Annotated in this window: 12 protein-coding genes; 7 read left to right on the plus strand and 5 right to left on the minus strand. The window is 61.7% G+C overall.

All coding sequences use genetic code 11. From position 1 onward, the window contains the following. The 3 genes from ACQ4W7_RS12255 (at position 1) to ACQ4W7_RS12265 (ending at position 2,091) form a co-directional block, all read left to right on the plus strand. Positions 1-387, plus strand: a complete 387-nt coding sequence (locus ACQ4W7_RS12255; RefSeq protein WP_426072469.1) for a phage holin family protein — start codon at positions 1-3, stop codon at positions 385-387. Between the two features lie 75 nt (positions 388-462). Further along, complete coding sequence (locus ACQ4W7_RS12260) at positions 463-801, plus strand: hypothetical protein (RefSeq protein ID WP_426072468.1); 339 nt, start codon at positions 463-465, stop codon at positions 799-801. 135 nt (positions 802-936) lie between these two features. Beyond that, complete coding sequence (locus ACQ4W7_RS12265) at positions 937-2,091, plus strand: patatin-like phospholipase family protein (RefSeq protein ID WP_426072467.1); 1,155 nt, start codon at positions 937-939, stop codon at positions 2,089-2,091. Between the two features lie 28 nt (positions 2,092-2,119). Here the strand turns inward: ACQ4W7_RS12265 and ACQ4W7_RS12270 are convergent, their stop codons facing one another. From ACQ4W7_RS12270 to ACQ4W7_RS12280, 3 genes are all read right to left on the minus strand, one after another. Next, on the minus strand, positions 2,120-2,428 hold the full coding sequence (locus ACQ4W7_RS12270; RefSeq protein ID WP_436530757.1) for a hypothetical protein: 309 nt from the start codon (positions 2,426-2,428) through the stop codon (positions 2,120-2,122). Between the two features lie 44 nt (positions 2,429-2,472). Then, complete coding sequence (locus ACQ4W7_RS12275) at positions 2,473-2,625, minus strand: DUF3309 family protein (protein ID WP_010396415.1); 153 nt, start codon at positions 2,623-2,625, stop codon at positions 2,473-2,475. Between the two features lie 67 nt (positions 2,626-2,692). Beyond that, the gene (locus ACQ4W7_RS12280; RefSeq protein ID WP_436530759.1) at positions 2,693-3,139 is read right to left on the minus strand and encodes an outer membrane lipoprotein; all 447 of its coding nucleotides are present in this window, start codon (positions 3,137-3,139) and stop codon (positions 2,693-2,695) included. Positions 3,140-3,404: 265 nt separating this feature from the next. On the opposite strand from ACQ4W7_RS12280, the gene ACQ4W7_RS12285 reads away from it, so the two are divergent. The 3 genes from ACQ4W7_RS12285 to ACQ4W7_RS12295 all read left to right on the plus strand — a co-directional run bounded on the left by ACQ4W7_RS12285 (position 3,405) and on the right by ACQ4W7_RS12295 (position 5,625). After that, the gene (locus ACQ4W7_RS12285) at positions 3,405-3,959 is read left to right on the plus strand and encodes a hypothetical protein (protein ID WP_426072464.1); all 555 of its coding nucleotides are present in this window, start codon (positions 3,405-3,407) and stop codon (positions 3,957-3,959) included. An 82-nt stretch (positions 3,960-4,041) separates the two neighbouring features. Further along, the gene (locus ACQ4W7_RS12290) at positions 4,042-4,353 is read left to right on the plus strand and encodes a BON domain-containing protein (RefSeq protein ID WP_034786324.1); all 312 of its coding nucleotides are present in this window, start codon (positions 4,042-4,044) and stop codon (positions 4,351-4,353) included. Between the two features lie 72 nt (positions 4,354-4,425). Next, entirely contained in the window at positions 4,426-5,625 is a 1,200-nt protein-coding gene (locus ACQ4W7_RS12295) for an AI-2E family transporter (RefSeq protein ID WP_436530761.1), read from the plus strand. Positions 5,626-5,682: 57 nt separating this feature from the next. On the opposite strand, the gene ACQ4W7_RS12300 is transcribed toward ACQ4W7_RS12295, so the two are convergent. Both ACQ4W7_RS12300 and ACQ4W7_RS12305 read right to left on the minus strand, forming a co-directional pair. Then, positions 5,683-6,630 (minus strand): YihY/virulence factor BrkB family protein, encoded by a 948-nt coding sequence (locus ACQ4W7_RS12300; RefSeq protein ID WP_436530763.1) that lies wholly within the window; start codon positions 6,628-6,630, stop codon positions 5,683-5,685. Positions 6,631-6,697: 67 nt separating this feature from the next. Beyond that, complete coding sequence (locus ACQ4W7_RS12305; RefSeq protein WP_436530765.1) at positions 6,698-7,723, minus strand: OmpA family protein; 1,026 nt, start codon at positions 7,721-7,723, stop codon at positions 6,698-6,700. 562 nt (positions 7,724-8,285) lie between these two features. Here ACQ4W7_RS12305 and ACQ4W7_RS12310 point away from each other — a divergent pair. After that, positions 8,286-13,985 (plus strand): alpha-2-macroglobulin family protein, encoded by a 5,700-nt coding sequence (locus tag ACQ4W7_RS12310; RefSeq protein ID WP_495542743.1) that lies wholly within the window; start codon positions 8,286-8,288, stop codon positions 13,983-13,985. Position 13,986: the final 1 nt, after the last annotated feature.

Genomic DNA, 13,986 nt, shown 5'->3' on the forward strand with positions numbered 1-13,986 from the left:
ATGGACAAGTCTGCTTCATCTCACCAGGGGCCGGGATTGATCGGCTCGGTCGCCGGCCTGGCCAAAAACGCCGTCGGACTGATGTTGTCGCGGCTGGAACTGGCCACCATCGAACTGTCGGAGGTGCGCAATCACATGTTGCAGCTGGTGGTCATTTTCGCCTTGGCGACAGTGGCGGGCTTGTTTGCCATCGCTTACGGCAGCGTGCTGATCGTTTTCCTGGCCTGGGATAGCCTGGGCTGGAAGATCCTGGCGATCATGACGGTCGTGTTCGTACTGCTGGCCATCACTCTGGTCATCTATGCGCGCGCCATGCTGCGTCAAGGAAAGTTGTCCATGCCGGCCACCATGGCGGAATTGAAGGCTGACCGCGACATGCTGATGTAAGCTGCTGGCGGGAACCACCCGGACCTGTTCCGGAACGGGGCCCGCCATGTCCAGCCTGCCTTACGAGGAGAATTCATGTCGGAAAACGACAAACTGGCGGCGCAAGCCGCCCGCAAGCGCCTGCTGATCGCCCAGGGCGAAATGTACCGCGTGGGCATCGTGCATGCGCGCGCCAACGTGGGCTATGGGCTGCGTCCCGAATCGCTGCTGCAGGGCGTGGTCGAGACGGCTGTCGGCTTTGCCGGCCACCGGGTCGAGTCCTTGCTGGCGCCGGGCGGCATGCGCCTGCAAGGCGCCATGCCCTATGTGCTAACGGCGCTATCGTTTATCGGACGAAAGAAGCTGGTCAAGCCGGCCCTGGTCCTCGTGGCCGTGGCCGCCGTTGCCACCAGCTGGCTGCGCCGCAAGCGCTGAACGCCAGCCATGTTGCCCGGGAACGCCGTCATGGACGGCGTTTTTTTTTGCCCGTATCCACTGTTCGGCGCATACAGGCGCAATCCCTTACAATGATTCACGCTGCACTTACGCGGCGCATACAGGGCCATCTTGATGACGAATTCGAAGACACCGATCAATCAGTTAAATCCCTCGCGCCTGCGCATCGTGCTGGTGCTGCAAGGCGGCGGCGCGTTGGGCGCCTACCAGGCTGGCGTCTATCACGCGCTGCACGAACATGGCCTGGCGCCGGATTGGGTGGTGGGCACCTCGATTGGCGCCATCAATGCAGCTATTTTGGCCGGCAACAAACACGAGGACAGGCTGGTGCGGCTAAAACAGTTTTGGCAGCGCGTGGCGCACCGCGACAGTATCGATATGAACCTTGTTTCGGACCAGCAGCGCCGCTCGAACATCTGGCTGGCCACGCTCGATACGGTGCTGCGCGGCGTGCCCGGCTTCTTCAAGCCGCGTTCGTTCAGCCTGTTCCCGACAGGAATCGCCGTCAAGCCGGAAGACGCCAGCTATTACGACACGAGCGAGCTGGCCAGCACCCTCGAGGAACTGGTCGATTTCGATTATCTGAACCAGCCCGGTGGCATGCGTCTGACGGTCAACGCCCTGCGCGTCAAATGCGGCAGCCTCGTCAGTTTCGACAGCCAGCAGCAGCCACTGACGGCCGACCATATCCGCGCCAGCGGCGCCTTGCCGCCCGGCTTTGCAGGCGTGCGCGTCGATGGCGACCTGTACTGGGATGGCGGCCTGTATTCGAATACGCCGCTGGAAACCGTGCTCGACGACACGCCCCACGTCGATACGCTGGTCTTCATGGTCGACCTGTGGAGCTCGGAAGGCCCGGAGCCGACCACGCTCGATGAAGTGCAGACGCGGCAAAAAGATGTCACCTTCGCGTCGCGCTCGAAGCGGCATATCGAAGATTACGTCAATACGCATACCTTGCAGCATAAATTGCGCGAACTCTACGCCAAGCTGCCCGACAGCGCGCATAACCGGCAACAGACGGAAGAACTGGTAGCGCTGGGCTGCGACAGCACCATGCACATCGTGCGCTTGCCGTATGCGGGGCGCGACTGGCACATGGCGGCCAAGGATATCAATTTCTCCAAGGGCTCCATCGATTGGCGCTGGGAGCAGGGCTACCAGGACGCCTTGCGCGCGATCAAGGCGGCTGGCTGGCTGGCGTTCGTCACGGAAGACACGCCCCTGGTGGTGCACGAGTTGCCGCCGTACGAACGCGACGCCGCCTGATCAGGCGGCATCGCAATAGCACGGCGCATCACTGCGGATGCGCCGCTACACGCAGTTTTTCCGCGTTCGCCATGTCTTGCCGGTAAGTGTCTTGCGCATCCTTCAGGCAAGTGGCCCGCGTGGCGGATGGTTCCATACGGCAGGCTTTTTTGGCCTCGGCCAGGGCGGCGGCGATTTCCTTGCGCAAGGTGCGCAACTGGGCTTGCGCCGTGCTGTCTTCCTGGTACCAGCGGGCTGGATCACCCGCTTGCGGGGCAGCGGTTTGTGCCTGGCTGAATGGTGCCAGGCTGCATGCCAGTACGATGGCCAGCGCCGGGGGAGTGAGTCGGAGTGTCATGATATTTCCTCTTTGAAATAGAAAAGGCGCCGCAGCGCCTTTTTTTACAACCTGCCCGTCAGTAATAGCAGGATCAGTATCACGACGACCAGGCCGGCGATGCCGCTGGGGCCGTAACCCCAGTTGCGGCTATGCGGCCAGGTAGGCAGGACGCCGACCAGGGCCAGGATCAAGATGATCAGAATGATGGTGCCCATGGCAACTCCTTGTTATCGTACAACGTATGCGGGATGGCGGATGCCTGCTGGCACAGTCCGCCGAAAATTAATAGCGGTAGACGCGGCCGTCAACGACGCGCACGCGGTTGCCTGGACGCAAGTCATTCGCGTTGTCCTGCACCACGCTGCGGTATTCGCCGTTGTCGAGGCGCACGCTGATCTGGTAGGACTGTGCTTGCTGCCTGCGGCCCTCCACCTGGTTGCCGACCACGCCGCCGGCGACGGCGCCCGCCACGGTGGCGGCCGTGCGTCCGCCACCCGAGCCGATGGTATTGCCCAACAAGGCGCCGGCGATGCCGCCGACCACGGCGCCGGCGCCGCTGGTTTGACCGCCACCCTGCACGATCTGGATGGAGTCGACGGTGCCGTACATGGCGGACTCAGGCTGGTTGGCCGGGTAGTACTGCTGTGACTGGGAAGGGCCGGTGGCACAACCGCTCAGTACGGCTGTGCCGGCGAGCATCAGTGCTGCCAAGGTGGCATTGGTTTTCATTTTATTCTCCTGACGAGGTGAGGGTGTAGTGCCATCTTAGTTACGCCCCTGTTCCCGGTCTGTACGCTGCCGCACGCACTTATTTCGTGTCGGAATGGTGTTTTTGGCGAATGCGATGCGTCAAAACGTTGTTATTTCTCCCTGACTGCTTCCCACTTTCAAAATAAATTACTTGTGTACGGCAGCGTACAGAAGGGCGGCGACGATCCACGTAAAACGGTAGTCATGCCAAGCAGACATGCTTGTCACCACCAGGGAGAAATACATGAACAAGAATAAGCTCTTCACCGCCATCGTCGTCAGCCTGGCGTGCGCCGCCTGGGGCGGCCAGGCAGTGGCCGCCACGCCGGAAGCGAAAGCAGCCTACAAGGCGGCCAAAGAACAGGCTGGCCTGAATTACAAGCTGGCGCATGCGGAATGCGAAAAAATCACGGGCAACCCGAAGGATGTCTGCATTGCCGAAGCGAAGGCCGTGCGCACCTACGATGAAGCAGTTGCTCAGGCGCAATACACGAATACCCTGCGCGCCTACACCAAGGCGCGCATCAAGATTGCCGATGCCAACTACGACGTCGACCTGGCCCGCTGCAATGCGTTGACGGGCAACGACAAGGATGTCTGCGTCAAGCTGGCCAAGTCCACCAAGGTGGCGGCCCTGGCCGACGCCAAGGCAGACAAGAAAGTTATCGAAGCGCGCAGCGATGCGCGTGAAGCAAAGAGAAAAGCCGAGTACAAGGTCGCGACAGAAAAATGCGATGCATTAGCCGGCGCAGCCAAGGATGACTGTATCAAGGCTGCAAAAACCCAGTTTGGCTACTGAGCTCCCTCCGGCGCGCAGTCACCAGATTGGTATAAGAAGCTCATTGTGAGCACATTGATTGACCACTCCTAAGGAAAAAACCATGAAATTCACTAAATCTATCGCTACTGGCCTTTTCGTCGCTTCCCTGTTCGCTGTTGCAGGTTGCGCTTCGACCCCAACCAAAGAAGGCACGGGCGAGTACATCGACGATGCGGCCATCACCACCAAAGTCAAAGCCAGCATCTTCAATGAGCCTACGCTGAAATCGACGGAAATCAACGTTGAAACCTTCAAGGGCGTGGTTCAGCTGAGCGGCTTCGTGGCTCAGCCAGCTGACGCCGCTAAAGCGGGCGAAATTACCCGTGGCGTCAAGGGCGTGAAGTCGGTGAAAAACGACATCCGCGTCAAGTAATGGCATGACTTGCCGCAGCGCCCGGCCCGATGGCTGGCGCTGTGGTCCTCCACCGACCGTCGCGGGAATCGCATGCATATCCAGCCTACAGATACCCCGCCCGAGCCGGTGGCGGCTGCTTCCATCGAGCCTGCCGGGCCACCTCCCGGCGCGCCCGAGGAGCACTTGGATGCATCCTTGCGCCTGCCGTTGCATGTCCATGCGCGCGGCCTGGCCTTGGGCATCATCGCTACTGTCAGCTTCATCTACGCGCTGCAATGGGCGCAGAAATTCCTCATTCCCGTCATCTTCGGCATTTTTATTGCCTATACCCTCAATCCAGTCGTCGCCTGGCTGGAAAAGCTGCGCCTGCCGCGCGCCATTTGCGTCAGCGTGGTGACGGCGCTGATCCTGTTCGGCTCCGTCGTCGTGATCGAGCGCGTGCAGGGCGAATTTGAATCCATCGTTGAAGAGTTGCCGGCCGCCACACAGAAACTGTCGCGGCTGATCGCCGAGAACACGGGTGGCAAGAACAGCACCTTCCAAAAGATGCAGGCCGTGGCCAATGCAATCGAGCAAGTGGCCGCTGGCGCCGAAGCGCGCCGCAATATCCGCCGCGCCGCCACCGCGCCGGATGCACCGAATTTCAAGATCATGGACTGGGTCTGGGCCGGCTCGCTGGGCCTGGTGGGTTTCCTCAGCCAGGCCGCCATGGTCATCTTTCTCGTGTTTTTCCTGCTGCTGTCGGGCAATACCTTCAAGCGCAAGCTCGTCAAGCTGACGGGCCCGTCGTTGAGCCGCAAGAAGGTCACCGTGCACATCCTGGAAGACATCAATACCTCGATCCAGAATTATATGTTCATGCTGCTCGTCACGAATGGCTTGCTGGCGGTCATGATGTGGATCGCCTTGCGCGTGATCGGCCTGGAAAATGCGGGCGCCTGGGCCATCGTGGCCGGCTTGCTGCACATCATGCCGTATTTCGGTCCCTTGCTCATCACCATCGCCACGGGGATGGTCGCCTTTTTGCAGTTCGAATCGCTGGAAATGGTCTTGCTGGTGACGGGCACGTCGATGGCCATCGCCACCCTGGTGGGCACCTTTGTCACCACCTGGATGACGGGGCGCATCGCCCGCATGAATCCCACGGCCGTATTCATCAGTCTGCTGTTCTGGGGCTGGCTGTGGGGCGTCTGGGGCTTGCTGCTGGGCGTGCCCATCATCGTCATCGTGAAGGTGGTGGCCGAGCGCGTGCAGGGCATGGAAGCGGTGGCCGAGCTGCTGGGCGAATAGCGTGCGGCAACGCCAACGGCGCCCGTGGGCGCCGTTGTTGCATGTAGGGGCAGACAATCAGGACTGGTGGCGTTTCAATATCTTGATTTGCACATCGCCGTCTTCCGTTTTCGGCATGTCCTTCATGCTGCCCAGTTGCAGGGCAAATTGGCGCGTGAATTCGGCACCCAGGAAGAATATCTGCGCCGAGTAATACACCCACAGCAGCAGGGCCACCAGCGAACCGGCTGCGCCATAGCTGCTGGCCACGCCGCTATTGCCGATATATACGCCTATCGCATACTTCCCCAGTGCAAACATGAAAGCCGTCCCCACGGCACCGATCAGTACGTCGCGCCAGGACAGGCGCACGCGCGGCAGCATTTTATAGATGACGGCGAACAGGCTGGCGATGACGGCAAAGCCGATCAGGTTCGACAAAATGGTAAACAGCACGGCCGTGTCCTTCCACACGCCTTCCCAGAAGTTGGCGAGGATGGCCATGGCCGCGTTGACCACCAGCGACACCATCAGCAGGAAGGCCAGGACCAGCACCAGGCCGAAAGACAGCAGGCGCGTGCGCAGCATGTCCCAGGCGCCCGCTTCCTTCAGGGGGGGCACTTGCCAGATTTCATCGAGACTGGCTTTCAGTTCGGCAAACACGCTGGTGGCGCCAAACAGCAGCAGGGCGCTGGCGATGAGGGTGGCGATGCGGCCCTGTTCATGGTTTTTCGCGCCGGCCAGCACGAGCTGGATGGCTTCGGCGCCTTGCGTGCCCAGCAAACCTTGCAGTTGCCCCATCAGCTCGCCGCGCGCGGCGGCCGGGCCATAGAAAAAACCGGCGATGGCAATCACCAGCACAAGGATGGGGGCGATGGAAAACAGGGTGTAGTAGGCGAGGGCGGCACCCTTGCTCGAGGCGCGGTGCTCCAGCCATTCAGTGACGGAGCAGACAATGACACTACGCATCTGCTTGCTGAACGGCGCCAGGCTGGCCAGTTTGGGATAGCGGGTAGAAAAATTCATGGTGACTTTCAATGAAAAAAAGGGGCCGCAGCCCCTTTTTTAACTAGTGGCGTACCACTGGTATTGCTTACTGTACGCGGCGTTCGATGGTGATCTGTTCCACTTCAACGCGGCGGTTTGGTTCCAGGCACTTGATCAGGTCGGCACGCTTCTTATTATCGCAGGTGACGACAGGATTGGTCGAGCCCTTGCCTTCGGCCGTCAGACGGTTGGCAGCGACACCGTGGGCGACCAGGTACTCCTTGACTGCGTCAGCGCGCTGCTGCGACAGTTTCAGGTTGTACTTGGGCGAACCGATGCGGTCGGCATAACCACTGATAACGACGTTGTTGACGTCCGGTGCTGCGGTCAGCACGCGGGCGATCTCGTCGAGCTTGGTCTGTGTCGGGCCCAGCTTGGCGCTGTCGAACGCGAACAGTTCCGTTGCCGCCATCGTCACTTTTTCAAAGCGTGCTGGTGGTGGTGGCGGTGGTGGCGGCAAGACCACGACGACTTCCTCGCGTACTGGCGGCGGTGGCGGTGGTGGCGGCGATGCAGGCGGCTTGTCGAACGCGAAGTTCAGGCCCACGGTGACATAGTAGTTGTTGGACTTGCTGCTCGGGTCGAAGGTATTGCCGCGCAGGAAGCCGTGCACATTGCGTATGTCAGCCTGCAACGACAATTGATCGTTGATCGTGGACTGGAAGCCCAGGCCGACGCTGGCGTATGGCGAACTCTTGCTGCGTTCACCGAAAGCGAAGCTGGTGTCCTTGTCGCGCTGCATGCCGGCACCCACCAGCAGGAAGGGACGGAAGGCTTTACGCGAGAACATGTACAAGCCGTCTACGCCCAGCGTATTTTGCTGGTAGCGCTGGCCGCCATCCTTGGAACGGGCGTACGTGGTGCCCAGCTGGATATCCCAGTCCGGGGAAACAGGCTTACCGAAACGCAAGCCTGCGCCATAGCCGGTTTTATCCGTGGCAAAGTCGGAATCTGGCTTGAGTGCGTTGATGCTGGGTTGAATATACCAGGAGGGATTGATTTCCTGGGCCTGTGCGCCTAGGGCGGAGCACAGGACTGCGGCGGCAACGGCGATTTTTTTTAGATTATTCACAAGTAACTCCCAACGTTGATAAGAGATTTTCTCTACAGCATCAAAGCGACATCTTGCTACACGTGCTATTGCATGGGATAGACAACATGAGATAGACAACAATTCCAGTGCGCTCGTCTTGCGATAAATGCACTGCTGTTGGACTAAGAATACGATTCCAGGTTCGAGAGGTCGGTGCGTTAGCGCACAAAGCATTGTTGTATATCAATGGTGTTGCAGATTCACGACAAAGACCTTGGTGTTGAAAAAAACTAATTTACTTGGTGGAATCTTCACCAGTACGGCCATTTCCTGGCGCCGCGGCAGAGGCAATCGTACGACTTGTTACCAGCATGCCACTGTATATTAGCAACAATGTTGCGCTTGATAACTACTATTACATTCATGTTGTATTCCTGCCGCGTTCTGTTGCCTTGCCGGGCTTCCTCCTGGCAACTTGTGCGTGCCGCAGCCAGCTCCGCCACTTTTCATCAAGGAGTCACCCGTGCCTGACCACCCCCGTATTGTTTCTTCCCCGCTGTTTGGCAAACTGGGCCGGCTATGTCTGCTGCTCTCGCTGGGCATGGCTACGCCGGTCTGGGCCGATAGCGGCGTGTCCCTGTTTTCACCGAGCGGCACGGTCAAGGCCGTACGCCAGGTGCGTGCCCAGTTCGCCACGCCGATGGTGCCGTTCGGCGACATGGGCTTGCCCGCGCCGTTTGCCATCGATTGCGGCAAGGCCGAGCCTGCCGTCGTGGCGGGCGCCGGGCGCTGGGCCGACGAGCGCAACTGGAACTTTGATTTCGAGCGCGACTTGCCCGCCGGCGTGGCCTGCAACTTCACCTTGAAAGCGGGACTGAAGGACCTGGCGGGCAAGCCCTTGCAGGGAACGACGTCCTACCGCTTTTCCACGGGCGGCCCGGCCATCGTCGAGGCCGTACCCTATGACGGCCAGCCGTATATCGATGAAAACCAGATCTTCGTGCTGGGCCTGGACGCCGTGCCGAACGAGGCCAGCGTGGCCGCGCATGCGTATTGCCGCGCCGATGGCATCAATGAAAAGATTCCCGTGCGGCGGCTGGTGGGCAAGGAACTGGAGCAGGTATTGACCCTGCGCAAGAGCTTTCTCGACCGCTACCTGACCGTGTACTTCAAGAAGCGGGGCACGCTGTGGAAAGTGGGCATGCCCGTCGCCAGCAAGGGCGCGCCGCCGTTGCCCGTCGCCGTGCTGCAATGCAAGCGCAGCTTCCCCGCCAACGCCAAGGTCTCCCTGGTGTGGGGCGAGGGCATCGCCAGCGCCAGCGGCATCGCCACGGACAAGGCGCAAACCCTGCAGTTCAAGACGCGCCCCGACTTCACGGCCAAGTTCAGCTGCGAGCGCAGCAATCCGAAGGAACAGTGCATTCCCTTCCTGCCCATGCGCTTGCAGTTTTCTGCGCCCGTGCAAGCATCGCTGGTGCGCGCCGTGACCCTGACAGGGGGCGGCAAGACGTATGCGCCGACGCTCTCGAAGGAAGAGGAAAAAGCCGAATTCGTGCAGTACGTGACCTTCAACGGTCCTTTCCCCGTGCAAGCCAGTTTCGTGCTGAACCTGCCGCCGAAGCTGACGGACGACGCGGGCCGCGCCTTGCTCAACCGTGCGCGCTTCCCCATGACGGTGCGCACGGGTGAACAGCCGCCGCTGTTGAAGTTCCCGGCCCCGTTCGGCATCATCGAGGCCAAGGGCGACGGCTTGCTGCCTGTCACCGTGCGCAATATCGAGCCCGTGCTGACCGGCAAGGAAATCGCCAAGGAATCGGCCTCCACCGCCGCGCCTGCCGCGACAGGCGCCACCTTGCGCGTGCCCGACAATGACGACAAGTTCATCATCGAGTGGATGCAGCGCCTGGCCGGCGATGGCGCCGGTGGCGAATACTGGCAGCCGTACGCCCAGTATGCGGGCAACATGAGCAAATCCGTGCTGGCCCAGGCGGCCGGCACGCGCCCCATCAGCCTGCCGCGCCCCGATGGCAAGAAAACCTTTGAAGTGATCGGCATTCCGCTGCAGAAACCGGGCTTTTACGTGGTCGAGCTGGCCAGCCCCATCCTCGGCAAAGTGCTGCTGGGCAAACCCACCACGGCCTACATTCGCACGGCCGCGCTGGTGACCAACCTGGCGGCCCACTTCAAGCACGGCGCACAATCGTCGCTCGTGTGGGTGACGTCGCTGGACAAGGGCGCGCCTGTTGCGAAAGCGCAAGTGGCCGTGCGCGACTGCGCCGGCAAGCTGCTGTGGCAAGGCGCCACGGGTGCGGACGGCGTGGCGCACATCCCTGGCGAGCTGGCCAATTCCAGTTGCAAGAACAATGGCCGCTACTTTATCAGTGCGCGCAGCGGCGGCGACATGACGTTCACCCTGTCGGATTGGGTGGGCGGCATCGAAGCCTGGCGTTTCAACTTGCCCACGGACGATACGCGGGCCGACAACACCTTGCTGGCCACGGTATTCGACCGCACCTTGCTGCGCGCCGGCGAAACCGTGCACATGAAGCATTTCATTCGCAAGCACACGGCCGAGGGCATGAGCCTGGTCGACAAGAACAACGGCCCCGGCAGCGCCACCTCCGTCGTCATCACGCACCAAGGCAGCGACCAGAACTACCAACTGCCGCTGCGCTGGTCCGCCACTGGCACGGCGGAAAGCGACTGGGTGATTCCCGCCGACGCCAAGCAGGGCGAATATAGTGTGACGATGGCGGGCCGCCCGTCCGGCAGTTTCCGCGTGGAAGCGTTCCGCGTACCGACCATGAAAGCCGTGCTGCAGGGTCCAAAAGCGCCCGCCGTGCAGGTGAAACAGCTGGCCCTGGATGCGCAAATCACCTACCTGGCCGGTGGCGCCGCCACGAATGCGCCCGTCAAGCTGCGCACGGTACTGCAAGACAAGAGCGTCACCTTTGCCGACTATCCCGATGTCAGCTTCAGCAATGGCGACGTGAAGGAAGGCTTGGTCAAGCAGGGCACGGGCTACGATGATGATGAGGGCGAATGGCAAGATGAAGGCCATGGCGGACCAGCCGGCCCCGGCGCTGGCGCTTCCGCGGCGCGCACGCAAAGCTTGACCCTGGACAAGGCGGGCGGTGCGCGCATCGTCATCGACCAGCTGCCGCAGCTGTCCGCGCCGCGCGACCTGGTGGCGGAAATGGCTTTCCAGGATGCGAATGGCGAGACGGCTTCCGTGGCCACCCGCGTGCCGCTGTGGCCATCGAACTATGTCATCGGCATCAAGCCCGACGCCTGGGCCTTGAGCAAGGATGCCTTCAAGTTCACGGTGGCCGTGCTGGGCACCAATGGCAAGCCCGTGGCGAATGCGGCCGTGGCCGTCGATTTCTTCCAGCGCAACAGCTATTCGCACCGCCGCCGCCTGATCGGTGGTTTCTATGCGTATGAAAACAGCAGCGAAATCGTCAAGCTGGGCCCGGCCTGTTCGGGCAAGACGGATAACAAGGGCTTGCTGATCTGCGATGTGAAGGCGCCCGCCAGCGGCAATTTGATCTTGCGCGCCCGTACGCAGGATGCTGCCGGCAATGCGGCTGTCGCCAACCGCGAAACCTGGGTGGCCGGCAGCGGCGACTGGTGGTTCAACGCCAGCGACAATGACCGCATCGACGTGCTGCCTGAAAAGAAACGCTATGAACCGGGCCAGGAAGCGAGCTTGCAGGTGCGCATGCCGTTCCGTTCGGGCACAGCCTTGATCACGGTCGAGCGCGAAGGCATCCTCGACACCTATGTGCGCCAGCTGAATGGCCGGGAACCGGTGGTGAATATCCCTGTCAAAGCGAATTACGCGCCGAATGTGTATGTCTCCGTGTTTGTCGTGCGGGGCAGGGTGGATGGCGTGCAGCCGACGGCCTTGGTTGACCTGGGCAAGCCAGCCTACAAGATGGGCATCGCGCCCCTGAACGTGGGGTGGCAGGCGCATGAACTGAATGTCATGGTGGTGTCCGACAAGGAGGTCTACAAGACGCGCGACAAGGCGGAAGTATCCGTGCGCGTGCGCCGCGCCGACGGTAAAGCCTTGCCGGCCGGCGCCGAAGTGGCGCTGGCGGCCGTCGATACGGGGCTGCTGGAGTTGATGCCCAACGATAGCTGGAAGTTGCTCGACACCATGATGGCGCAGCGCAGCCTGCAGGTGGAAACGGCGACGGCGCAGATGCAGGTGATCGGCAAGCGCCACTTCGGCCGCAAGGCTTTCCCGGCCGGCGGTGGCGGCGGCAAGGGTGCCAGCCGCGAGCTGTTCGACACTCTGCTGTTCTGGAAAGCCACCGTCAAGCTCGACGCCAAGGGTGAAGCCACGGTGCAAGTGCCGCTGAACGATTCGCTGACGGCGTTTCGCATCGTCGCCATCGCCAGCGCCGGCAAGGAATTGTTCGGCACCGGCAGCACGGATATCCGCAGCTCGCAAGACTTGATTCTGATGTCGGGCTTGCCGACTCTGGTGCGCGAAGGTGACCAGTTGCGCGCGGGATTCACCGTGCGCAACACCTCGGCCGCCTCCTTGAGCGTGGACCTCAATGCCAGCGCGGCCGGCAAGGCGCTGCCGCGCCAGAGCCTGACGTTGGCAGCGGGCGAAGCGCGCGAAGTGGGCTGGGATTACCAGGTGCCGCTCGGTGCGGCAAGCATCGTGTGGGATATTAGCGCCAAGGCGGGCAGCGGGCTTGGCAACACCTCGGATAAACTGAAAATCACGCAAAAAGTGGGCCAGGCCACCCCTGTGCGCACTTACCAGGCCACCTTGCTGCAAATCGATAAGCCCATCAATATGTCGGTGCAGATGCCGGCCGGCGCCTTGCCGGGCCGGGGCGGCATCCAGACCAGCTTTGTCGCCAAGCTGGGCGGCGAGCTGCCCGGCGTGCGCGAGTACATGGCCGCCTACCCGTACACGTGCTTCGAGCAAAACACCTCGAAAGCGATCGCCTTGCAAGACCAGGATGCGTGGAACAAGCTGGCCGCCAGCCTGCCCGCCTACCTGGACAGTGATGGCATGCTGAAATACTTCCCCATCATGGAACAGGGCAGCGACAGCCTGACGGCATATGTATTGTCGGCAAGCAGGGAAGCGGGCTATGCGATTCCCGAGCAGACGAAGAACCGCATGGAAGAAGCCTTGACGGCCTTCGTGCAGGGCCGCATCGTGCGCCGCTCCGCGCTGGCCACGAGCGACCTGGCCGTGCGCAAGCTCGCTGCACTGGAAGCGCTGTCGCGTTCGAACAAGGTGCCGTCCGATGCCCTGGAGAGTATCAGCATCAGCCCGAACCTGTGGCCCACTTCCGCCGTCATCGACTGGAGCCTGTTGCTGCAACGCACGCCACACCTGGCGCGCCGCGATGCGCTGCTGGCCGAAGCGCAGCAGATTCTGCGTTCGCGCCTGAACTTCCAGGGCACGACCATGGGCTTTTCCACCGAGCGCAAGGATAACTGGTGGTGGCTGATGGTGTCCGGCGACGTCAATGCCAACCGGCTGCTGCTGGCCGTGATGGATGACCCGGCGTGGAAGGATGACATCGGCCGCCTGGTGCGCGGCAGCATGGGCCGCCAGAAGAAGGGCCGCTGGGATACCACGGTGGCCAACGCTTGGGGCACCCTGGCCATCAATAAGTTCTCGGCCAAGTTCGAATCCGTACAAGTGACGGGCGCCAGCGCCGTCAAGCTGGGCGGCGATACGCAAGCGCTCGTGTGGAATGGCGCGGCGAAAGTCGGCCCTGTGCTGCAAGCGTGGCCGAAGGGCACGGACACCCTGGGTCTCGCGCATAGCGGCACGGGCAAGCCGTGGGCCACCGTGCAAAGTCTGGCGGCCATTCCGCTCAAGGCGCCCGTGTCCAGCGGTTACACGATCAAGAAAACCATGACGCCCGTGGAACAGAAAACCACGGGACTATGGTCGCGCGGCGATGTCTACCGCGTGCGTCTGGACTTGTCGGCGCAGGCGGACATGAGCTGGGTAGTGGTCGACGACCCGATTCCCGCCAGCGCCACGGTGCTGGGCAATGGCCTGGGCCGCGATTCGCAGCTGCTCACGGCCGGCGAAAAATCCACGGGCTGGGTCTGGCCGACATTCGAGGAACGGGCCTTCGACGCCTTCCGCGCGTATTACGCCTTCGTGCCGAAAGGCACCTGGAGCGTGGAATACACGGTGCGCCTGAACAACGCCGGTGACTTCAGCCTGCCGGCCACGCGCATCGAAGCCATGTATTCGCCCGAGATGTTTGGCGAGTCGCCGAACGTGAATGTGAAGGTGGGGCAGTGAA

Source organism: Janthinobacterium algoris (assembly GCF_051380935.1).
Classification (GTDB): domain Bacteria; phylum Pseudomonadota; class Gammaproteobacteria; order Burkholderiales; family Burkholderiaceae_D; genus Janthinobacterium.

What these genes read in the sequence shown, in the direction of transcription:
- ACQ4W7_RS12255 (WP_426072469.1), top strand. Translation starts at nt 1, where the DNA reads ATGGACAAGTCTGCTTCATCTCACCAGGGGCCGGGATTGATCGGCTCG.
- ACQ4W7_RS12260 (WP_426072468.1), top strand. Translation starts at nt 463, where the DNA reads ATGTCGGAAAACGACAAACTGGCGGCGCAAGCCGCCCGCAAGCGCCTG.
- ACQ4W7_RS12265 (WP_426072467.1), top strand. Translation starts at nt 937, where the DNA reads ATGACGAATTCGAAGACACCGATCAATCAGTTAAATCCCTCGCGCCTG.
- ACQ4W7_RS12270 (WP_436530757.1), bottom strand. Translation starts at nt 2,428, where the DNA reads ATGACACTCCGACTCACTCCCCCGGCGCTGGCCATCGTACTGGCATGC.
- ACQ4W7_RS12275 (WP_010396415.1), bottom strand. Translation starts at nt 2,625, where the DNA reads ATGGGCACCATCATTCTGATCATCTTGATCCTGGCCCTGGTCGGCGTC.
- ACQ4W7_RS12280 (WP_436530759.1), bottom strand. Translation starts at nt 3,139, where the DNA reads ATGAAAACCAATGCCACCTTGGCAGCACTGATGCTCGCCGGCACAGCC.
- ACQ4W7_RS12285 (WP_426072464.1), top strand. Translation starts at nt 3,405, where the DNA reads ATGAACAAGAATAAGCTCTTCACCGCCATCGTCGTCAGCCTGGCGTGC.
- ACQ4W7_RS12290 (WP_034786324.1), top strand. Translation starts at nt 4,042, where the DNA reads ATGAAATTCACTAAATCTATCGCTACTGGCCTTTTCGTCGCTTCCCTG.
- ACQ4W7_RS12295 (WP_436530761.1), top strand. Translation starts at nt 4,426, where the DNA reads ATGCATATCCAGCCTACAGATACCCCGCCCGAGCCGGTGGCGGCTGCT.
- ACQ4W7_RS12300 (WP_436530763.1), bottom strand. Translation starts at nt 6,630, where the DNA reads ATGAATTTTTCTACCCGCTATCCCAAACTGGCCAGCCTGGCGCCGTTC.
- ACQ4W7_RS12310 (WP_495542743.1), top strand. Translation starts at nt 8,286, where the DNA reads ATGGCTACGCCGGTCTGGGCCGATAGCGGCGTGTCCCTGTTTTCACCG.